We start from the raw sequence: 20,650 nt of genomic DNA, 5'->3' as shown, positions 1-20,650 counted from the left end.
CCCGCCGCCTCCCCGCGCGGGGTGAGCCGCGACTACATCGAAGGGTGCAGCGCGGATTCCTCATCGGCGACGACGCCCGGGGCGCGCGGCGACGGCAGGCTGGGAGGCATGGTCGTCACATTGATCGTGGTCTGCGAAGTCGGCTTCTGGGTGCTGCTGGCGGCGGGGCTCGCCGCGCGGTACGTGCTGAGGATGCCGCGGACGGGCGCGGCGCTGCTGCTGTGCGAGCCGCTGCTGGAGGTCGTCCTGCTGGTCGCGACCGCCGCCGACCTGCGCGGCGGCGCCGAACCGCGCTGGACGCACGGGCTGGCGGCGCTGTACATCGGCTACACGGTCGGCCACGGGCACCGCACCGTGAAATGGCTGGACGGCCACGCCGCCCACCGCTTCGGCGGCGCGCCCCGCCCGGCGGGCCCGCCCCGCCACGGCATGGCCCGCGCCCGCCACGAGGGCCGCGTGTGGCTCGGCACCCTCGTCGGCGCGGTCGTCGCGACCGTCCTGCTCCAGGCCGCCGTCTGGTACGTGGACGACCCGGCCCGGGTCGGCCCGCTCCAGAGCTGGATGGGCGGGGCGTGGCGGGCGGCGGGCATCCACGGACTGATCGCCCTGTCGTACGCGATCTGGCCGAAAAAGGCCCCCGAGAAGGAGAAGGAGCCCGCCGGCACGGACGCCTGACGCCCGACACCCGCCGCCCGGTGGCCTCAGCGCTCCCCGCCGGGCACCCACAGGATGTCGCCGAGCTCCTTGTTCGCCGTCCGGGCCAGGATGAACAGCAGGTCGGACAGGCGGTTGAGGTAGGTGGCCGTCAGGGCGTTCATCGTCTCGCCGTGCACCTCCAGCGCCGCCCACGTCGAGCGCTCCGCGCGGCGGACCACCGTGCACGCCTGGTGCAGGAGCGCCGCGCCCGGCGTGCCGCCCGGCAGGATGAAGGAGCGCAGCTTCTCCAGGCCCTCCAGGAACCGGTCGCAGTCCGCCTCCAACTTGTCGACGTACGACTGCTCCACCCGCAGCGGCGGGTACTCCGGGTTCTCGACCACCGGGGTGGACAGGTCCGCGCCCACGTCGAACAGGTCGTTCTGCACCCGTACGAGGACCTTGACGACCTCCTCCGGCAGCCCGCCGAGGGCGATGGCGGTCCCGATGACGGCGTTCGCCTCGTTGGCGTCGGCGTACGCCGCGATCCGGAGGTCCGTCTTGGCGGTGCGGCTCATGTCCCCCAGCGCCGTCGTGCCCTTGTCGCCGGTGCGGGTGTAGATGCGCGTCAGATTGACCATGCGGCCAGCCTAGTGACGCGCCGGCCCTCCGGGGCCCCGTGTGCCGACCGTCACGGCCGGCGCCACGCGGACGGCGGCGCCGGGCCCCGTACCGCGTGCCCGCGCCCGTGCGGTCCCGTCCCCGGCGCACGCGGACCGCACCGCGCCGGCCGGGCACCGGCGCCGTACGGGGGCCGCGCGGTCCCGCCGGGACCCCCTCCCGCGCGGCCGGCCTCGGCGAGGGGCACGCCGACGCCCCGCGCGCCGCCCCGAAGGCGCCCGCCCCCCCGCCTCCGGCGGATCCGGCGAAGCGCCCCCGAGGAACCGGAACGCGTCCTGCGCGCCGGGCCGGAGCCCCGACGACGCCCCGCACCCACCCCGGCCGCCGGAGGACCCGACCGGCCGCACACCGCCCCCACGGACGGGGTCCCCGCCGGGACGGCGACGCGCCGCGACCCCCTCCACGAGGTCTCCCGCGCCCCCCGCGGGGCCCGCGCCCGCCCCGCCCGGGACGGAGGCCGTCCCGGGCGGACGGGGCCCCGCTCACGCGGTGCGGCTCACCTGGCGGAGCCCTCCGGTGTGATGTCCGTCATCTGAGACGTGACGCGCATCTCTTCACCGCCACAGCGACCCTCCCGGGCAGTAACCTCCCGCCGGAGAACCGAAAAGCGGACGCGTGTGAAGGGGATTGAACGTGGCCAGGAAGCTCGCCGTCATCGGTGCCGGACTCATGGGGTCCGGCATCGCGCAGGTCTCGGCCCAGGCGGGCTGGGACGTCGTGCTGCGCGACGTCACGGACGCCGCCCTCACCCGCGGTACGGACGGCATCAAGGCGTCGTACGACAAGTTCGTCGCCAAGGGCAGGCTCGACGCCGCCGACGCCGAGGCCGCCCTGGCCCGCATCACCACGACCACCGACCTCGACGCGGCCGCCGACGCCGACGTCGTCGTCGAGGCCGTGTTCGAGAAGCTGGAGGTCAAGCACGAGATCTTCCGCGCCCTCGACGCGCTCGTCCGGGACGACGCGGTCCTCGCCTCCAACACCTCCGCCATCCCGATCACCAAGATCGCGGCGGTCACCGGGCGCCCCGAGCGGGTCGTCGGCACGCACTTCTTCTCGCCCGTCCCGATGATGCAGCTGTGCGAGCTCGTCCGCGGCCACAAGACCAGCGACGAAACCCTCGCCACCGCACGCGAGTTCGCCGAGTCGGTCGGCAAGACCTGCATCGTCGTCAACCGCGACGTCGCCGGCTTCGTCACCACGCGCCTCATCTCCGCCCTCGTCGTCGAGGCCGCCAAGCTCTACGAGTCCGGCGTGGCCTCCGCCGAGGACATCGACATCGCGTGCAAGCTGGGCTTCGGCCACGCGATGGGCCCGCTCGCCACCGCCGACCTCACCGGCGTCGACATCCTCCTCCACGCCACCAGCAACATCTACACGGAGTCCCAGGACGAGAAGTTCGCCCCGCCGGAGCTGATGCGCCGGATGGTGGACGCGGGTGACATCGGCCGCAAGAGCGGGCAGGGCTTCTACAAGCACTGACCGCCCCGCGCCAAACCACATTCCCCCTCCGGGGTGAATTTGGTATCGGTTTGCTTACGAGGCGCAACTGCTCAGGTGACGCGAGTAGTCACTTGTTGCAACAGAAAGACGTGACGGAACAAGAACAGCACTCTCGGGGAGCGCATATGCACATCAGGGGCGACCACACCGAGCTGGTCGTCGGGGGCCGCCTCGATGTCCGCAGCGCGGCGGACGCCCGTACGGTCCTGCACTCGGCCGTCGACGACGGAGCCGGCGACCTCGTGCTCGACCTGACCGACCTCGACTCCTGGGACGCCACCGGCCTCGGGGTCATCATGGGTGCCCACCGCCGCGCCGGCCGCTGTGGCCGCCGCCTCGTCCTGCGCGGCGTACCGCCCCAGATGCAGCGCCTCCTCGTGGCGACGAAGCTCCACCGCATCCTCGCCATCGAGGGCGGCCTCGCCGCGGAGTCCCTCCCGCGTGTCTGAACCGCGGTCAGGGCCGCGCCCCCGGCGGGCACGCGGTGCGGGCCTCCCCCCGCGCGTCCCCGCCGTACGGGCCGGCGGGCGTCCGGACACGCCCGGCCCCGCCGGAGGGACACGCGGGCGGGCCGCGCACGGGGGAGCAAAACGTCCCAGGCGGCTCCAGCCGCCCATACTCACAAGACCGTGACGTCTGGGGCGGCCGGCACCCCGGATGTTTCCCACGGCCCGGCGAACGTCTAGGGTCTTGGACGTCTGCCCATCGACGGACCCACACGGCGGGCACCGGACCAGAAGCGACACCGTGCGTGCAGATCGGCCGGGAGGGGCTTCGCCGCACCACGCTTTTGAGGGGCTTTCACCATGGACCCGATGAACCCGCGGCCGGACGACCACGGCCACGACACCACCGACGGCGCCGCCCGCCGAAACGGCGACGCCGGCCGCCCGCGCGCCTCCCGCGACGATCCGCCCGCCCCGCTCGGCACCGGCAAGGCCCCCGCCCCCGCCCGTACCGCCCAGCTCGTCGCCGGCGACCTCCTCCTCACCGTCAACCCGGTCGACGGCAGCGAGATCGAGCCCTGCCCGCCCGGCCGCCAGCCCGAACCCCCCGCCCACCGCACCCCCGAGCAGCGCGCCGAACGCGACCGCGCCGCCGCCCCGCCCGTCCCCACCGGGCCCGCCGCCCTGCTCCCGCCGCTCCTGGACCGCGGCGAACAGCGCGAACGGCTCGTACAGCTCCTCTCCCGCGGCCGCTCCGCCCGCCTCACCGGCCCCGCCGGCTCCGGCCGCACCCGGCTCCTCGACGCCGTCGCCGCCGACTGCGCCGGCCTCGCGCCCGACGGCGTCATCCGCCTCTCCGGCCACCGCCACACCGCCGACGACATCCTGTACGACCTCTTCGCGGCCGCCCACCACGCCCCGGGCCACCGCCCCGACCGGGCCGGGCTGCTCGCCCTCGTCCGCGAGATCGGTGCCGTGGTCCTCCTCGACGACCTGGAGTTCGGCGGCGCGGCCCTCGACGAACTCCTCGACGCCGCCCCCGAGTGCGCGTTCCTCTTCGCGGCCACCCCGGACACGCCCGCGCCCTCCCCGGACGCGCCCCTCGACGAGGTGGTCCTCCCCGGCCTCGACCGGTCCACCACCCTCGAACTCCTCGAGCACGCCGTCGACCGGCCCCTCACCGACGAGGAGGCCAACTGGGCGGGCGACCTCTGGTTCGAGTCCGAGGGCCTGCCCCTCCGCTTCGTCCAGGCCGGCGCCCTGCTGCGGCAGCGCGACGTCCTGCGCGCCCCCGCCCCGGCGGGCGGCGACGGGGACCCGGACGGCAGCGTCTTCACCGACGTCCGCGACGCGCCCCTGCCGAGCCTCGGCGAAGCCGCCGCGCCCGCCGCGCTGCTCGCCTCCCGGCTCTCCGAGGCCGCCCGCGAGACCCTCCGCTTCGCCGTCGCCCTCGGCGGGGAGGTCCCCCACCAGGCGCACCTCCCCGCCCTCGTCGGGGACACCCACGCCGACGCCGCGCTCGGCGAACTCGTCCGCTGCGGACTGCTCACCCCCGTCGGCCCGCGCCACCGCCTGGCCCCCGGCATCACCGAGCAGCTCGTCGAACACGGCTACGACCAGGGCGCCCCGGCCCGTGCCCACACCGCCGCCCAGCACTACGCCTGGTGGGTGGGCCACCCGTCCGTCGCCCCCGAGCGGGTGGCCACCGAGGCCGACGCCGTACTCGCCGCGCTCCACGCCCTCGCGTCCAGCCAGGAGGCCGGACACGCCAGTACCGCCGTCCTCCTCGCCCGCAGCGCGGCGCCCGCCCTCGCGGCCGGTCTGCGCTGGGGCGCCTGGGAACGCGCGCTGCGCTCCGGCCAGGCCGCCGCGCGGCTCGCCGGCGAGGTCGCCGAGGAGGCGTACTTCCACCACGAGCTGGGCGTCCTCGCCCTGTGCAAGGGCAACCTCGACCGGGCGCGCGCCGAGCTGGAGGCGTCCATCGCGCTGCGCGGCGCCCTCGCGGACAAGCGCGGCACGGTCGCCGGCCGTCGCGCCCTCGCCCTGGTCGCCGACCGCGAACGCGGCACGCCGGCGTACGAGGAGCCGGCCGCGCCGCCGCCGGGCGGCCTCCGTGCGGCCACGCCGCCCGGCGCGGGCCGCACCGGCCCGGGCACGGGCCCCGGCACCCCGGCCGGTCCGGGCGCCGCACCCGGCGGGACCGGTGCGTCCGGACGCGCGGGCTCCGGCGCGGGGCCGGGCGCGGGTGCCGCCGTCGGCGCGGGCGCCGGGACGGGGACGGACGCGTACGGCCCGGGCGGCGCGTACGGCTCCCCGGCCGGGTCCGGTGGTCGCGGCGGCTTCGGGACGGGCACCGCCGCGGGGCTCGGCGCGGACCCCGCTTCCGCTTCCGGTTCCGTTTCTGCTTCCGCTTCCGCTTCCGTCTACGGCCGCGGCTCCGCGGGGGCGGACTTCGACGCCGCGTACGGCGCCTTCGGCGCGGGCACGGACGGCGCGGCGCACGCGTACCCCCGCCAGGAGCGGCCCGCGCGGAAGGGGCTGCGGACCCTGCTGCTCAACGGCACCCGGCGCAACCTCGTCGCGGCCGGCGCGGGCGCCGTCCTCGCGGCGGTGCTCGGTACGGTCGTCACCCTCGGCGCGTCCTCCGGCGAGGGCGGCGACGACGGCGGTTCCACCGGCGACAAGGTCGTCACCGAGCACTCGTCGGGCGCCGGCGGCGGCGACGGCACCGGCGGCGGCTTCGACGACGAGACCTCCGACGGCGGCAGCGGCGGCGGCGGTGGCACCACCGGGGCGTCCGGCGGCGGTACGGGCGGCTCCGCCACCGAACCGGCGGGCGACGGGCCCGGCTCCTCCGAGCGGCCCGGCCCGGCGGGTTCCCCCGGCGGCGACCCGTCCGACCCGGCGACCGACCCGTCGACGCCGGACGGGGACGCGACGTCCGGCGGCACGGGCGGCGCTTCCGGCACCGGGGGCACGGGCACCGGAGGCACGGGCGGCGGCGGCACGTCCGGCGGCACGGGCGGCGGCGGCACGTCCGGCGGCGGTACGGGCGGCTCCACCACCTCCCCGAGCACCACGGGCTCCCCGACCACGGGCGGCGGCTCCTCCACCACCGGCCCCGGCCCCTCCGGGTCCACGACCACCGACCCGACGCCCTCGGACACGCCGCCCGCGCCGCCCACGGAGACCCCCGACCCGGGCGGCGCCGCGGGCGGCACCACCGGCGACAGCGGCGGCGGCGAGAGCGGCGGCGGCATGGCGTCCCACACGAGCGGCGCCGCCACGCCCTCCGGCGGGCCGGGCCCCAGCGGCTCGGCCGCCTGAGCCGGGCGCGACCCCCGCGGCGCGCACCCGCGCCCGCACAGCACGACGGCCCCGGGCGGCACCACCGCCCGGGGCCGCACGCGTACGCCCCAGTGGAATTGACGGATCGTCAGAAGAGGCGCAGCTTGTCGTCCTCGATGCCGCGCAGCGCGTCGTAGTCCAGCACCACGCAGCCGATGCCCCGGTCCGTCGCCAGCACGCGCGCCTGCGGCTTGATCTCCTGCGCGGCGAACACGCCCTTCACCGGCGCCAGGTGCGGGTCCCGGTTCAGCAGCTCCAGGTAGCGGGTCAGCTGCTCCACGCCGTCGATCTCCCCGCGCCGCTTGATCTCGACGGCGACCGTGCCGCCGTCGGCGTCCCGGCAGAGGATGTCGACCGGGCCGATCGCCGTGGGGTACTCGCGGCGGATCAGCGTGTACCCGGCGCCCAGTGTCTCGATCCGGTCGGCGAGCAGCTCCTGGAGGTGCGCCTCCACGCCGTCCTTGATGAGGCCCGGGTCGACGCCCAACTCGTGGGACGAGTCGTGGAGGATCTCCTCCATTGTGATGATCAGTTTCTCGCCCGCCTTGTTGACGACCGTCCAGACACCGGCGGAGTCGCCTTCGCCCTCCTTGAGGGTGCACGGCGGGGACATCCAGTTGAGGGGCTTGTAGGCCCGGTCGTCGGCGTGGATCGAGACGCTGCCGTCCGCCTTGACCAGGATCAGGCGGGGGGCGGAGGGCAGGTGGGCGGTGAGCCGGCCCGCGTAGTCCACGGAGCAGCGGGCGATGACGAGACGCATGGTCGGCAACGCTACTCGACACATGCGCTTTCGCGCGATTCGGTGCCAAACGGCCGTGAATCCCTGGCCTGTTGTAGGCCAATCTCCTGGTGCGGCCCGGACGGCACCCCTACCGTGGAAGCGGGAGGTCGCCGCTCGTGCACGCAGCGTGTGCGTACGGGGGCTCCTCCTTCCCTGCCCGTAAGACCCCGCTCCCCGCGGGGTCGCGAGAGGAGAACCCCATGTCGCTCGACGTCTCACCGGCTCTGTTGGACCAGGCCGAGCGAGGCGAGGTCGACGAAGCGGCTTTCGTCGACTGCGTCCGGACCTCCCTGCCCTTCGCATGGGAGATGATCAGTTCCCTGGTGGCCCGGCTGAGAGTCGACGGGGGTGCCTTCGCCGACAACCAGACGCCTCCGCCGGACGAGCAGGCGCGCGGGCAACTGCTGCGCGCGCTGGCGAGCGACGCGATACGGGGGTCGCTGGAGCGCCACTTCGGCGTCCGGCTGGCCTTCCAGAACTGCCACCGTGTCGCGGTGTTCCCCCTGGACCCGGCGGTCGACGAGCGGCTGGCCCGCTTCACCTCCGTACGGGCCCAACTGCTGAACCAGTCGTCCGGGCTGCGCGACTGCTGACGCCGCGCACCCGTTGCCGCTCCGCGTCGCCCTGGGGCACGCCGGGTGCGGGGGCGGCGGCCAGCCGGACGGACCCCGGCCACGGCGCCGCGTCCGCACCGCCCGGCCGGCGCGCGTGCGGCTCACCGCAGCAGCGGCAGGACCTCGGCGCCCAGCCGGCGCACGTTCTCCTCCGTCGCCGCGAGCTGGCCCGACCCCTCCGCCAGCAGCGCGAACCGCCGGATGCCCGTCCGCTCCGACGTGGCGGCCAGCCGGTCCGCCGCCAGACGGGGCGTGCCGACCGGATGCAGCCCGCACAGCAGCTCCGTGTACGCGTGCGGGTCCCGCATCGACCGGTGCCGCCCGTCCACGGTCACATGGGCGCCGAGCCCCTGGCGCAGCCAGCCCGGCATCGCCTTCAGCAGCGTCTCCACCGCGTCCGCCGCGTGGTCGGCGATCTGCACGACGCCAGCCGACACGTGCCGCTCGGCGATCCGCGCCACCTCCTCCGGGGCGTGCCCGGCGGCGAGGGCCTCGCGGCGCCACAGGGCGGTGATCTCCGCCTTGTCCTCGTCCCCGCAGTGCATCCCCAGCAGCATCGGCAGACCGCGCTCCGCGGCGAGCCGGACGCTCTTCGGCGACGTGCAGGCGAGGACCGTCTCCGGCGCGGACGCCCCGTCGATCAGCTCGTCCGGCCGGGGCACGACCGCGACCTCCCGGAAGCGGTGCCGCTCGCCGTCCGCCCCGACGCGGTCCTGGCGCAGCCAGCGCAGCAGCACGTCCAGCGACTCCGGGAAGTGCCGCTCGTACGCCTCCAGACCGGCGGCGAACACCTCCAGGTCGACCCACGGCCCGCCGCGCCCCACCCCGAGCGTGAACCGCCCGCCCGACGCGATGTGCAGCAGCGCCGCCTGCTCGCCCAGCGCCACCGGATGGGCGGTCGGCAGCACGCTCACCGCCGTGCCGACCCGGATGCGGCGCGTCCGGCCCAGCAGCAGCGCGGCCAGGGTGACGGCCGAGGGGCACACCCCGTACGGCACGAAGTGGTGCTCCGCGAGCCACACCGAGTCCAGCCCGGCCTCCTCGGCGACCTCCGCCGAGCGCACCGCGCGGTGCAGCGCCTCGCTGTGCCCCTGGCCGGGGAACTGCGCCGCCAGTACGAAAGTCCCCACGCGCATCGCCTTGTGCCTCCTCGACGGCCGACGCCACTCCCCTCACCGCCGACAACGCCCGACACGTGCCGGGGGCAACGGCCGATGGCCGGGTTCTTGCGATTTTCGGCTAACCACCCCTGGACGGGCGGCCGGTCGCACACGCGTCGGGGCCGGCGGGGCCGTGCCGGGGGCCGTCGCGGGGCGCTTACGCTGGACGGGACGTTCGTCCCGCCCGCCCTGTGAGGTGTTCCGTGTCCCCGCGCCGCAACCGGCCCCAGAAGAGGGGCGCAGAGACGTCCCCCGAGACCGGCGGGGGCGGCGGCGACCGCTACGGCGGGTTCCAGCGGACGGAGGACTGGCAGGGCGAGGAGTGGTCCGTGCGGACCGTGGCGGGCGCGAGCACGGCGGGGAAGCGGTACCGCTGCCCCGGCTGCGACCAGGAGATCCCCTCCGGCGTCCCGCACGTGGTGGCCTGGCCCGAGTACGGCGGCGTGGACGACCGGCGGCACTGGCACAAGGCGTGCTGGAACGCGAAGGACCGCCGCACCACCCGGGTGCAGCGGTCCCGCAACGCCCCGCGCCACTAGGACGCGGACCGGCTCACGCGTCCCGCCGGTCGAACGCCGCGTACGCCCCGCCCAGCGCCGCGGCGGTCACGCCCATGATGATCCACAGCGACTCCCAGCCGGACGGCATCGGCACGTCGCCGGTGGCGCCGCCCGTGTAGAGGGCGCCCAGCAGGGCCGGGATGGAGTACTCGATGAGCGCGGTGCGCAGCCCGCTCAGCTCCGGGGTGTACAGGCCGATCGCGAGCACGTACGGCAGCAGCACCAGGCCGATCATCGTCGTGATCGACCCGGCCGAGTGCCGCAGCAGGGCGCCCACGGCCAGGGACAGCAGCCCCAGGCAGGCCATGAAGAGGCCCACGCCGACCGTCACGCGGAGCCACTGCCCGGCGCTCGCCCCGCCCGTCGTCCCGAGGATCGCGGACTGCGCGGCCGCGGTGACCGCCGACACGAGCGTCGTCGTCACGAAGACCAGCCCGAAGAAGACGATCGCCTTGGCGGCCAGCACCCGGCCCCGGCTCGGGCACGCCGTCAGCGTCGTACGGATCATGCCCGTGCCGAACTCCGAGGTGATCGTCAGCACGCCCAGCGTGATCACGCACACCGTGGCGAGCAGCATCCCGAGCAGGCCCAGGTCGAGGACGCTGTCGCTGCTCTCGACCCCGTCCGAGGGGACCTCGCCGACCGCGAAGGCCAGCAGCATCCCGAGTCCGGCGACGAGCGCGACCATCACGCCCAGCGTCCAGACCGTCGACCGCAGGGAGCGCATCTTGGTCCACTCGGAGGCGATGGCGTCCCCGAGGTGGGCGCGACGCACGGGGATGGGGGAGGTGTACGGGGTGGTGGTCATCGGGCGTCCTCGGTGCTGCTCTCGTGCGTACGGCTCTGCCGCGGGTCGTCCCCGCCGGCGCGGGCCCCGTGCGCCGGGGCGCCGGGCGCGGGGGCCGGGGCGGGCGGCGGGGGTGCGTACCAGCCCTCCAGCGGCACGTCGGGGACGGCGGGCGGCTCCTCGGGCACCGGCCCCAGCTCCGCGAGCCGGTCGTCCGTGGAGCGGTAGTCCACGGCCGTCTGCGTCAACCGCATGTAGGCCTCCTCCAGCGACGCCTGGTGCGGGGACAGCTCCCACAGCCGGACCCCGGCGCCGTGCGCCAGGTCGCTGACGCGGGGGAGGGGCAGCCCGGTCACGCGCAGGGCCCCGTCGGGCTCCGACAGGACGAAGCCGCCCGCCCCGGTCAGGACGGCGACCAGCTTCTCGCGCTGCTCCGGTTCCCCCGCCGGCGTCCGCACGCGCGCGAAGCCGGCGGAGTTGGCGGCGATGAAGTCGCGGACGCTCATGTCGGCGAGCAGTCGCCCCCGACCGATGACGACGAGGTGGTCGGCGGTGAGGGCCATCTCGCTCATCAGGTGCGAGGAGACGAAGACCGTACGGCCCTCGGCGGCCAGCGCCCGCATCAGGTTCCGCACCCAGAGGATGCCCTCCGGGTCCAGGCCGTTGACCGGCTCGTCGAAGAGGAGCACCTGCGGGTCGCCCAGGAGCGCCGCCGCGATGCCGAGCCGCTGGCCCATGCCGAGCGAGAACCCGCTGGACCGCCTGCGCGCCACGTCCTGGAGGCCGACGACGCCCAGCACCTCGTCCACGCGCCGCGCGGGGATGCCGGCGAGCTGGGCGAGGGCAAGGAGGTGGTTGCGGGCCGTGCGTCCGCCGTGCACCGCCCGCGCGTCGAGCAGGGCGCCGACCTGGCGGGGGGCGTTCGGCAGCTCCCGGAAGGGGTGGCCGCCGATCGTGACGTGCCCGGAGGTGGGCCGGTCCAGCCCGAGGATCATGCGCATCGTGGTCGACTTGCCGGAGCCGTTGGGCCCCAGGAACCCGGTGACGACACCGGGCCGCACCTGGAACGACAGGTCGTCCACGGCGGTCTTGGCGCCGTAGCGCTTGGTCAGGCGGACTGCCTCGATCATTCTCCAGCCCCACACAGCTCGGTCCGACAGCGGGCGGCGCCACGCACCCGCACGCCGGAGGGCCACCCGTAGGAGGTAAGAGGGGAGCGGGGCCGCGGCGGTTCCCTCCCCCCTCCCGAAAACCTACGCGTCGCGGCGCTTGAGCACCACGTAGCCCCCGGCGAGGGCCGCCACCACCCACAGGAGCATGATGCCGAGCCCGCCCCACGGCCCGTACGGGGCCGGGTCCTGGCCCATCGCGTTCGGCACCACCTGCATGATCTTGGAGCCGGCCTGGTCGGGGAAGTACCGGGCCACGTCCTTGGCGCCGGGGACGGCCGACAGGATCTGCGACACGAGGAAGAAGAACGGCACGAGGATGCCGAGCGACAGCGTCGAGGAGCGCAGCATCGCCGCCACGCCCATCGAGAAGACCGCGATCAGGCCCATGTAGAGGCCGCCGCCGATCACCGCGCGCAGCACGTCGTCCTCGCCGATCGACGTCCGGTGCTCCCCGAGCAGCGCCTGGCCGACGAAGAACGACAGGAAGCTGGTGACGAGGCCCACGACCAGCGCCAGCAGCCCCGCCACCGCGATCTTGCCGAAGAGGAACGTCGCCCGCTGCGGGACCGCCGCCAGCGACGTGCGGATCATGCCGGAGCTGTACTCCGTGCCGACCACGAGGACGCCGAAGACGACCATCGCCAGCTGCCCCAGCATCATGCCGGAAAAGCTGATCATGGTCGGGTCGAAGGTCGCCCGCTCGAACTCGGGGAGGTTGTCGAACTGCGCGCGCATCAGGGCGCTGAGCCCCGCGCCCACCGCGACCGTCACGAACAGGGCGCTGGCCAGCGTCCACACCGTGGACGCGACCGTACGGATCTTGGTCCACTCCGACTGGAGGACCGCCGGTACCGATGCCATCGTTCAGGCCCCCTTCACGTCCGCGCCCCACTGGGGTGCGGCGCCGTCGTGTGCGTGGTATTCGACCGCGCCCGCGGTCATCCGCATGAACGCCTCCTCCAGCGAGGCCCGCTGGGCGCTCAGCTCGTGGAGGACGACGCGGTGCTCCGCGAGGAGCTCGCCGACCCGTTCCGTCGACTCCCCGTCGATCTCCAGGGCCCCGTCCCCGGCGTCCACCGCCGTCAGGCCGGCCGCGGCCAGGGCGTCCTTGGCCTGCTCCCGCTGCGGGGTGCGCAGGCGTACGTAACTGCGGGAGTTCCGCTGGATGAAATCGGCCATCGACATGTCCGCGAGCAGCTTTCCCTGCCCGATGACGATCAAGTGATCGGCCGTCAGTGCCATTTCGCTCATGAGGTGGCTCGAAACGAAGATCGTTCGCCCCTCCGACGCGAGGTGTTTCATCAGATTGCGGATCCAGTGAATTCCCTCGGGATCCAGGCCGTTCACGGGTTCGTCGAACATCAGAATCCGGGGATCGCCCAGGAGTGCGGCAGCGATTCCCAGCCGCTGCCCCATCCCCATCGAAAAATTCTTCGATTTCTTGCGCGCCACCGCCGAGAGGCCGACCAGGTCGAGGACCTCCCCGACCCGCCGCTCCGGAATGCGGTTCGACTGCGCCAGGCACAGCAGGTTGTGGTACGCGGTGCGTCCGCCGTGCATCGCCTTGGCGTCCAGCAGGGCGCCGATGTACTTCAGCGGCTCGTCCAGCTCGCGGTAGTGCCGGCCGTCGATCCGGACCGTGCCGCTCGTCGGGGCGTCCAGGTCCAGCATCATGCGCATGGTCGTCGACTTGCCCGCGCCGTTGGGCCCGAGGAACCCGGTCACCATTCCGGGACGGACCGTGAAGGAGAGGCGGTCGACGGCCGTCTTCGTACCGAAACGTTTGGTCAGGCCCTCTAGTTCGATCATGCGCCCACGCTACGGAAGCGCGTGGCCCCCCGCCACCGGAATGGCGGGGGGCCACGCGGAGCACACGACTCCGGCCCTCACGGGGGAACAGGACCGGCGCGCGAACCGGCCGTGCGCAACGGCCCGGCGCGGCCCGTACGCCGACGACTCAGCGGGACTGCTGCGCCGGAACGCCGCGGCTGGTCGGCTCGTCGTCCGGCACGTTCGTCGCCGCGACCGCGGCACCGGTCAGCGTGGCCAGCATCTCGCGGACGTTGGTCAGCTGGGCGTTGATCGAGTCCCGACGGTTCGTCAGCGCCGCCAGCTCCCGCTCCGATTCGCTGCGGATGCGGTCCGCCTTCGCGTTCGCGTCGGCCACGATGTCCTCGGCCTGGCGCTGCGCCGTCTCCACCGTCTGGCGGGCCCGGCGCTCCGCGTCCGTCCGCAGCTTCTCCGCCTCCAGGCGGAGCTGCTCCGCGCGGTGCTCGATCTCCGCGAGCCGCTTCTCCGCCTTCGCCTGACGCGAGGCCAGGTCCCGCTCCGACTGCTCGCGCCGCTTGGCGAGGTTCGTCTCGAAGTCGGCGGCGGCCTGGGCGGCCTTGGCGCGCGTCTCCTCGAACAGCGCGTCGGCCTCCTCGCGCTTGGACTGCGCGTCCTTCTGCGCCTCGGCGCGCAGCGTGCTCGCCTCGGACTGCGCCTTCTCGACGATGCGGACGCCCTCGTCCTCGGCCTTCGCCTTGCGCTCCGCCGCGTACGCCTCCGCGTCGTTGCGCACCTGCTGGGCCGCCGACTCGGCCAGCTCGCGGTGCTGCTCGGCGGCGCGACGGGCCTCCTCGCGCAGCTCCTTGGCCTCCTCCTCGGCGAGGCGGAGGATCTTCTCGACGCGGGCGCCCAGACCGGCGTAGGACGGCTCGGCGTCGCTCACCTGGGCCTGGGCGTTCTGGGTTTCGAGGTGGAGCTCCTCGATGCGCTTTTCCAGAGCAGTGATTCGGGCCAGAGCACTGTCACGGTCGGCGACGAGCTTGGTAATGCGGTCGTCCACCTGACCGCGGTCGTAACCACGCCGCACGAGCTCGAAGCCGAAGGGGGAGGAAGTGTCGCTCATGGGGTTCCTGTCGAATGAGACCGGTGAGGTGTTAGAGGGAATCCTAGGGGCCCGAGCGGCGTGTCATCGAGCGGATGACCGTTTGATTGGGAGAATGTCCAGCCTTTTGAGTGGCTCAGTCGGCGTTTGACTTGCCACTCGAACGGGTACCGACCGTCGCGCTCGCCTTGACGCCGCCGTCCTTGCTCCCGCCGGGCGGCGCCTCGAAGGACTCCAACGCCTCCAGCACGGCCTGGACACGGGCGATCTCGCCCTTGATGTCCTTCTGCCGGCGCACCAGCACCTCCAGCTCCCGCCGGCCGTCCGCCGTCAGGCGCTCGGCCTCCGCCTCCGCGTCCTCCTTGATCTTCTGGGCCTCGCGGGTCACGTCGGCCTTCTTCTGGTTGGCCTCCTTCAGCAGGACCTCGGCCTTCTTCACCGCGGCGATGCGGACCTTGCTCGCCTCCGAACTGGCGTCCGACAGCAGCTTCTCGGCCTTCGCCTCCGCCTCGGCCAACTGCTGCTCCGCCGTCCGCACCAGCTTGTCGGCCCGCTCCCCGGCGATCCGCGTCTGCTCGGCGCTCTCCCGGCGGGCCCGCTCGTGCAGCTCCTCGATCTCCGCCTCGGTCCGCGCGCGCAGCTCCTCCATGCGCTCCCTTATGGCGTTGGCGTCGCTGCGGGCGCCGACCAGCAACTCGTCCGCGTCCGTACGGGCCCTCTCCACCAGGGTGTTGCCCTCGATGGTCGCCTCGGACACGATCCGCTCGGCCTCCTTGCGGGCCGCGCCGACCATCGTGTCCGCCTGCGCCTCGGCCTCCGTCGTGGCGCGCAGCGCCTCCTCCTGCGCCTTCGCCACCAACTGGTCGGCCTGCTCGGCGGCGTCCGCCCGGCGCTTGGCCGCGGCCTCCCGCGCCTGGTCCAGCAGTCGGTCCGCCTCCGCGCGGGCCTCCGCGCGCAGCCGCTCCGCCGCCTCCTCGGTCTCCTTGAGGTGCCGCCCGGCCTCCTCGCGGATCCGCGCGGCGGCCTGCTGCGCCGCACCGACCGTCTCCGACGCCTCGGCACGCAGCCGCTCCGCCTCGCCGGTGGCCTTCGCGACGAGCTGGTCGGCCTGCTCCGCCGCGTCGGCGCGCCGCTTGTCGGCGGCCTTGCGCGCCTCGTCGCGCAGCCGGTCCGCCTCGGCCTGCGCCTCGTCGAGGACCTCGACCGCCTCGGCCGCCAGCCGGTCGGCCTCCCGGGACGCCAGGGCCGTGACGCGCTCCGCCTCGCCGGTCGCGTCGCCGACGATCTGCTCGGCCCTCGCCGTGGCGTCGCCGACCAGCTTCTCCGCCTCGGCCGACGCCTCCGTGACGAGCCGGTCCGCCTGCGAGGCCGCCTCGGAACGGATCCGGTTGGCGTCGCCGCGGGCCTCCGCGCGCGTACGCGCCGCGTCCTGCTCGGCCGACGCGAGCGAGTCCGACGCCTCCGTCCGCACCCGCTGCGCGTACTCGGCGCTGTCCGCCTTGAGCCGCTCGGCCTCCGCCAGCGCCTCCTTGACGGCCCGCTCGGCCAGCGACTTCGCCGCCTCGGTCTCCTCCTGCGCGCGCGTCCGGACCCGCGCCGCGTCCTCGGCGGCCCGCTCCCGCTCCTGGTAGGCGTCGGCCCGAACCCGGTCCGCCTCCTCCTGCGCCTCCGTGCGGGTCCGCTCCGCGGCGTGCTCGGCCGCCGAGCGCAGCCCGGCGATCTCCTCCTCGGCCGCCTCCTGGAGGCCGGCCACCGACTCCCGCACCTGCTGCGCGGTCTGCTCGGCCGCGGACACGAGCTCCACGGCCCGCTGGTCCGCCTCCTCGACCAGCCGCTGCGCCTCCGCCTGGGCCTCCTCGACCCGCTTGCGGGCCGACGCCAACAGTTCCTCGCTCTGCTCCCGGGCGCGGGCGCGCTCCTGGTCCGCCTCGGCGCGCGCGGCGCCCAGCGTCTCCTCGGCCTCCCGGCGGCGCCGGTTGGCCTCCTCCTGCGCGGCCGCCAGCTCCTCGGCGGCCTCCGCCTTGAGCCGCTCCGCCGCGGCGGCGGCCTCGGCGCGCATGCGGTCGGCGGTCTCCTGCGCCTCCGTCCTGAGCCGCTCCGCCTCGGCGGCGGCCTCCGCCCGGAGCCGTACGGCGGTGTTCTCCGCCTCGGCGCGCGAACTCGACGCGTCCGCCGCGGCCTCGGTGCGCAGCCGCTCGGCCTCCTGCTCGGCCTGCTCCTGGAGCGCGCGCCGCCGCTCGGCGGCCTCGGTGCGCAGCCGCTCCGTCTCCTCGGCGGCCTCCCGGCGCAGCCGCTCCGACTCGGCGTGGGCGTCGGCGAGGGCCTGCTCGGCGGCGGCGAGCCGGGCCTCGGCCTCCTGGTGGAGCCGCGCCAGCTCCTCGGCGGCCTCCGCCCGCCGGGCCGCGACGCCCCGCTCGGCCTCCTCGCGCAGGGCCGCGGCGGCGGCCTCGGCGGCCGCCCGCACCGACTCGGCCTGCTCGTCGGCGTCCGCGCGCAGCTCCTCGGCCTCCGCGCGCGTGCGCTCCAGGGTCTCCTGGGCCTGGGCGCGCAGGGCGGTCGCCCGCTCGGCCGCCTCGGCGCGGACCCGCTCGCTCTCGGCGGTCGCCGCCGTGCGCAGCTCGTCGGCGTCCGCCTTCGCCTTGGTCAGCAGCTCCTCGGCGGTCTTGGCCGCCTCCTCGATCTGCTGGACGGACTCGCGCCGGGCCTCGGCGCGGATCCGCTCGCCCTCCGCGATCGCCTCGGACCGAAGCTGCTCGGCCTCCCCGCGCAGCCGCCGCGCCTCCTCCTGGAGTTCGACGGTCTTGGCGCGGTACTCCTTCGTGTCGTCCTTCGCGGCACCGCGCAGCTGCTCGGCCGTGTCGGCGGCCTCGCCGACCAGCCGGTCGGCCTCGGCCTCGGCCTCGCGGCGGATCCGCTCGGCCTCCTCGGCCGCCTTGCGGGTGGTGGCCTGGGCGTCCTCGGACGCCTTGCCGAGCATCTCCTCGGCGGCGCGGGCGGCGTTGGCGAGCTGGGCGGCGGAGTCCTCGGCGGCCTTCGTACGGGCCTTCTCGGCGGCCTCCGCGAGCAGCTTCTCGGCCTCGGCGCGGGCGTCCGCCAGCGCCTGCTCGGCGTCCGCGCGGAGGGTCTCGGCCTCCTTGGTGGCCTCGCCGACCAGCCGGGCGATCTCGGTCTTCGCGGTACGGGTGCGCTGCTCGTTGGCCGACTCGGCGGCGGCGACGCGCTTGGCGGCGTCCTCGGCGGCGGTGGCGACGACCTTGTCGGCCTCGGCGCGGGCCAGCCGCAGCCGCTCCTCCGCCTCCTGCATCCGCTGCTCGGCGGCCCGGCTGAGCTCCGCGGCCTGCTGGCGGGCCTGCTCGGCCTCGGCGGCGGTGGCCGTACGGAGCCGCTCGGCGTGGCCGGTGGCCTCCTGGGCCTGCGCGGAGGCGGCGTTGAGGAGCCGCTCGGCGTCCTTCCGGGCGCGCAGCAGGAGGGACTCGGCCTCGATGCGGGCGGCCTCCGACTCGGCGGCCAGCCGCTGGCGGGCCTCCTCCGCGACGCGGGCGGCCTCGGCGCGGGCGGCGGCCAGGGCCTGCTCGGCCTCGGCGCGGGACTCCTCCATCAGGCGCCGCGCCTGGGCCTCCGTACGGGCGCGCAGCTGCTCCGCCCAGGCCACGTTCTCGTTGACGTGCGCCTCGACGGTCCGGCGGCGTTCGGCGAGCTCCTGGTCGAGCTGCTGGCGCCGCTGCACCGCCTCGTTGTGCAACTCGGCCTGGAGGCGGGCCTGGTGCTCGGCGTGCTCCTGGAGGATGCGCTGGGTCTGGGCGCGGGCCTCGCGCAGCTCGCGCTCCGCGTCGGAGCGCATCTGCTCGGCCTGCATCTGGGCGTTGCGCAGCATCTGCTCGGCCTGGTAGCCGACGTCGGCGCTGTCGTAGGCAGGCCGGGACGCGATGGCGCGCCGCGCCTCGTGGAGCTTGGCGCGCAACACCTCGACCTGGTAACCGAGGTCCTCGGCGTGCTGGACGGCCTTCTCCCGCTCGGTCTTCAGCCGGTCCATCTCGGCCTCGAACCGCGAAAGGTGGTCGTCGTCAGCCCGGTGGCTCTCCTGGCGTTCGTAGCCCCGCACTGCGCGGTCCCATCCGTCCCCTGGTCGCGAACTCTCTTCGTACGGGCACCGTCCGCCGGCGAACGGCCCCCCGGGGAATGGTGTCAGATCGACGCTTCCGACGACGACGCCGCAGGGCGGCTCCGACCCGGCCCCGGCCCGGAGCCGCCCACTCTACCGGGCCGGGATGCGTCGGTTCAGTGCTCGGCTGAGGAGGGCTCAGCCGACGTGACCAGTTCGGTGAGCACGCCGTGGCAGTCCTTGGGGTGCAGGAACGTGATGCGGGACCCCATCGAGCCGCGCCGGGGCTCGTCGTAGAGGACCCGGACGCCCTTGCCGCGGATGTCGGCGGCGTCGCCGTCCACGTCGGCCGTGCCGAAGGCGATGTGGTGGACGCCCTCGCCGTTCTTCGCCAGCCACTTGGCGACGGTGGAGTCCTCGCGGACGGGTTCCAGCAACTGGAGGTAGGAGGCGCCGCCGTCGGAGGTCCCGTTGATCCTGAGCATGGCCTCGCGGACCCCCTGCTCCTCGTTGACCTCGGTGTGGAAGACCTCGAAGCCGTACGTCGAACGGTAGAACTCGACGGTCTTGTCGAGGTCGAAGCAGGCGATCCCGATGTGGTCGATTCTCGTGAGCATGCGAACAGTGCAGCGCTCCACCGGCCGGTTACGCAACGTGCGCGCCGTCACACCGACCGCCCGGTGACCGGGGCTGGTACCGCTCAGTACATTGGCGGTAAACCCTCGTTCACTCCGCAGCCCCTCCGGGCTGAAAGGGGATCGTCCTCATGTCTGGAACGACCGGTACCACCTCCGTCATCGTCGCGGGTGCCCGTACGCCCATGGGCCGGCTGCTCGGCTCGCTCAAGTCCTTCTCCGGTGTCGACCTCGGCGCCTTCGCCATCAAGGCCGCGCTGGAGCGGGCGGGCATCGGCGGCGACCAGGTGCAGTACGTGATCATGGGCCAGGTGCTCCAGGCGGGCGCCGGGCAGATCCCCGCCCGGCAGGCCGCCGTCAAGGCCGGCATCCCGATGAACGTCCCGGCGCTGACGATCAACAAGGTCTGCCTCTCCGGCCTCGACGCCATCGCCCTGGCCGACCAGCTGATCCGCGCCGGCGAGTTCGACGTGATCGTCGCCGGCGGCCAGGAGTCCATGACCAACGCCCCGCACCTGCTCCCCAAGTCCCGCGAGGGCTACAAGTACGGCGCGATCGAGATGCTCGACGCGGCGGCGCACGACGGCCTCACCGACCCGTTCGACGGCATCGCCATGGGCGCGTCGACCGAGCGGCACAACACCCGCCTGGGCATCGGCCGCGCCGAGCAGGACGAGATCTCCGCCCTGTCGCACCAGCGCGCGGCGGCCGCCCAGAAGAACGGCCTGTTCGAGGCCGAGATCACCCCGGTCGAGATCCCGCAGCGCAAGGGCGACCCGGTGGTCTTCGCCAAGGACGAGGGTATCCGCCCGGAGACGACCGTCGAGACGCTCGCCAAGCTCCGCCCGGCGTTCGACAAGGACGGCACGATCACGGCCGGCTCGTCCTCGCAGATCTCCGACGGCGCCGCGGCCGTCGTGGTGATGAGCCGGGCCAAGGCCGAGGAGCTGGGCCTGGAGTGGATCGCCGAGATCGGCGCGCACGGCAACGTCGCGGGCCCGGACAACAGTCTGCAGTCCCAGCCGTCCAACGCGATCCTGCACGCCCTGAAGAAGGAGGGCCTCGGCGTCGACGACCTCGACCTGATTGAGATCAACGAGGCGTTCGCGTCCGTCTCGGTGCAGTCAATGAAGGACCTCGGGGTGACCCCCGAAAAGGTGAACGTCAACGGTGGCGCGATCGCCCTGGGCCACCCCATCGGCATGTCCGGCGCCCGTATCGTGCTGCACCTGGCGCTGGAGCTCAGGCGGCGCGGCGGCGGCATCGGCGCGGCGGGCCTGTGCGGCGGCACCGGCCAGGGCGACGCGCTGATCCTGCGTGTCCCGAGCGCTTCGACGAAGTAAGGAGCTCTGTACG

17 protein-coding genes are annotated in these 20,650 nt (G+C 74.6%); 7 read left to right on the top strand and 10 right to left on the bottom strand.

Annotation, left to right across the window (positions count from 1 at the left end):
• Positions 1-108 precede the first annotated feature (108 nt).
• Entirely contained in the window at positions 109-675 is a 567-nt protein-coding gene (locus RND61_RS00695) for a hypothetical protein (protein WP_315875608.1), read from the top strand.
• Positions 676-701: 26 nt separating this feature from the next.
• On the opposite strand, the gene RND61_RS00690 is transcribed toward RND61_RS00695, so the two are convergent.
• A complete protein-coding gene (locus RND61_RS00690; protein WP_315875607.1) occupies positions 702-1,274 on the bottom strand; it encodes a cob(I)yrinic acid a,c-diamide adenosyltransferase in 573 nt (190 codons plus the stop codon).
• Between the two features lie 673 nt (positions 1,275-1,947).
• Between RND61_RS00690 and RND61_RS00685 the strand changes: the two genes are divergently transcribed.
• The 3 genes from RND61_RS00685 (at position 1,948) to RND61_RS00675 (ending at position 6,590) form a co-directional block, all read left to right on the top strand.
• Positions 1,948-2,796, top strand: a complete 849-nt coding sequence (locus RND61_RS00685) for a 3-hydroxyacyl-CoA dehydrogenase family protein (protein WP_315875606.1) — start codon at positions 1,948-1,950, stop codon at positions 2,794-2,796.
• Between the two features lie 146 nt (positions 2,797-2,942).
• Entirely contained in the window at positions 2,943-3,266 is a 324-nt protein-coding gene (locus RND61_RS00680) for an STAS domain-containing protein (RefSeq protein WP_315875605.1), read from the top strand.
• 357 nt (positions 3,267-3,623) lie between these two features.
• The gene (locus RND61_RS00675) at positions 3,624-6,590 is read left to right on the top strand and encodes an ATP-binding protein (protein WP_315875604.1); all 2,967 of its coding nucleotides are present in this window, start codon (positions 3,624-3,626) and stop codon (positions 6,588-6,590) included.
• A gap of 109 nt (positions 6,591-6,699) precedes the next feature.
• On the opposite strand, the gene nucS is transcribed toward RND61_RS00675, so the two are convergent.
• On the bottom strand, positions 6,700-7,371 hold the full coding sequence (gene nucS, locus RND61_RS00670) for an endonuclease NucS (protein ID WP_315875603.1): 672 nt from the start codon (positions 7,369-7,371) through the stop codon (positions 6,700-6,702).
• 221 nt (positions 7,372-7,592) lie between these two features.
• Here nucS and RND61_RS00665 point away from each other — a divergent pair, with 221 nt between their 5' ends.
• A complete protein-coding gene (locus RND61_RS00665; RefSeq protein ID WP_315875602.1) occupies positions 7,593-7,985 on the top strand; it encodes an SCO5389 family protein in 393 nt (130 codons plus the stop codon).
• Between the two features lie 122 nt (positions 7,986-8,107).
• On the opposite strand, the gene RND61_RS00660 is transcribed toward RND61_RS00665, so the two are convergent.
• Positions 8,108-9,142: an LLM class flavin-dependent oxidoreductase gene (locus RND61_RS00660; protein WP_315875601.1), complete on the bottom strand. Its 1,035-nt coding sequence runs from the start codon at positions 9,140-9,142 to the stop codon at positions 8,108-8,110.
• Between the two features lie 227 nt (positions 9,143-9,369).
• On the opposite strand from RND61_RS00660, the gene RND61_RS00655 reads away from it, so the two are divergent.
• Positions 9,370-9,705: an ATP/GTP-binding protein gene (locus RND61_RS00655; protein ID WP_315875600.1), complete on the top strand. Its 336-nt coding sequence runs from the start codon at positions 9,370-9,372 to the stop codon at positions 9,703-9,705.
• A gap of 13 nt (positions 9,706-9,718) precedes the next feature.
• Here RND61_RS00655 and RND61_RS00650 read toward each other — a convergent pair whose 3' ends face one another.
• The 7 genes from RND61_RS00650 to mce form a co-directional block, all read right to left on the bottom strand.
• On the bottom strand, positions 9,719-10,534 hold the full coding sequence (locus RND61_RS00650) for an ABC transporter permease (RefSeq protein WP_315875599.1): 816 nt from the start codon (positions 10,532-10,534) through the stop codon (positions 9,719-9,721).
• Entirely contained in the window at positions 10,531-11,643 is a 1,113-nt protein-coding gene (locus RND61_RS00645) for an ABC transporter ATP-binding protein (RefSeq protein WP_315875598.1), read from the bottom strand. Before RND61_RS00645 ends, RND61_RS00650 begins: the two co-directional genes overlap by 4 nt.
• A 123-nt stretch (positions 11,644-11,766) precedes the next feature.
• On the bottom strand, positions 11,767-12,546 hold the full coding sequence (locus tag RND61_RS00640) for an ABC transporter permease subunit (RefSeq protein WP_315875597.1): 780 nt from the start codon (positions 12,544-12,546) through the stop codon (positions 11,767-11,769).
• A 3-nt stretch (positions 12,547-12,549) separates the two neighbouring features.
• On the bottom strand, positions 12,550-13,494 hold the full coding sequence (locus RND61_RS00635; protein ID WP_315875596.1) for an ATP-binding cassette domain-containing protein: 945 nt from the start codon (positions 13,492-13,494) through the stop codon (positions 12,550-12,552).
• A 148-nt stretch (positions 13,495-13,642) separates the two neighbouring features.
• On the bottom strand, positions 13,643-14,578 hold the full coding sequence (locus RND61_RS00630) for a cellulose-binding protein (protein ID WP_315875595.1): 936 nt from the start codon (positions 14,576-14,578) through the stop codon (positions 13,643-13,645).
• Positions 14,579-14,693: 115 nt separating this feature from the next.
• Positions 14,694-18,659: a polarized growth protein Scy gene (gene scy / locus RND61_RS00625; RefSeq protein ID WP_315875594.1), complete on the bottom strand. Its 3,966-nt coding sequence runs from the start codon at positions 18,657-18,659 to the stop codon at positions 14,694-14,696.
• Positions 18,660-18,835: 176 nt separating this feature from the next.
• Positions 18,836-19,276, bottom strand: coding sequence for a methylmalonyl-CoA epimerase (gene mce, locus RND61_RS00620; RefSeq protein ID WP_315875593.1), 441 nt, complete (start codon positions 19,274-19,276; stop codon positions 18,836-18,838).
• Positions 19,277-19,425: 149 nt separating this feature from the next.
• Here mce and RND61_RS00615 point away from each other — a divergent pair, with 149 nt between their 5' ends.
• A complete protein-coding gene (locus RND61_RS00615) occupies positions 19,426-20,637 on the top strand; it encodes an acetyl-CoA C-acetyltransferase (protein WP_315875592.1) in 1,212 nt (403 codons plus the stop codon).
• The last annotated feature ends 13 nt before the right edge of the window (positions 20,638-20,650 follow it).

The organism is Streptomyces tamarix, assembly GCF_032423885.1.
GTDB lineage: Bacteria > Actinomycetota > Actinomycetes > Streptomycetales > Streptomycetaceae > Streptomyces > Streptomyces tamarix.
Note: the sequence above shows the minus strand (reverse complement) of the source record. Positions and strands in the feature narration are given on the sequence as shown.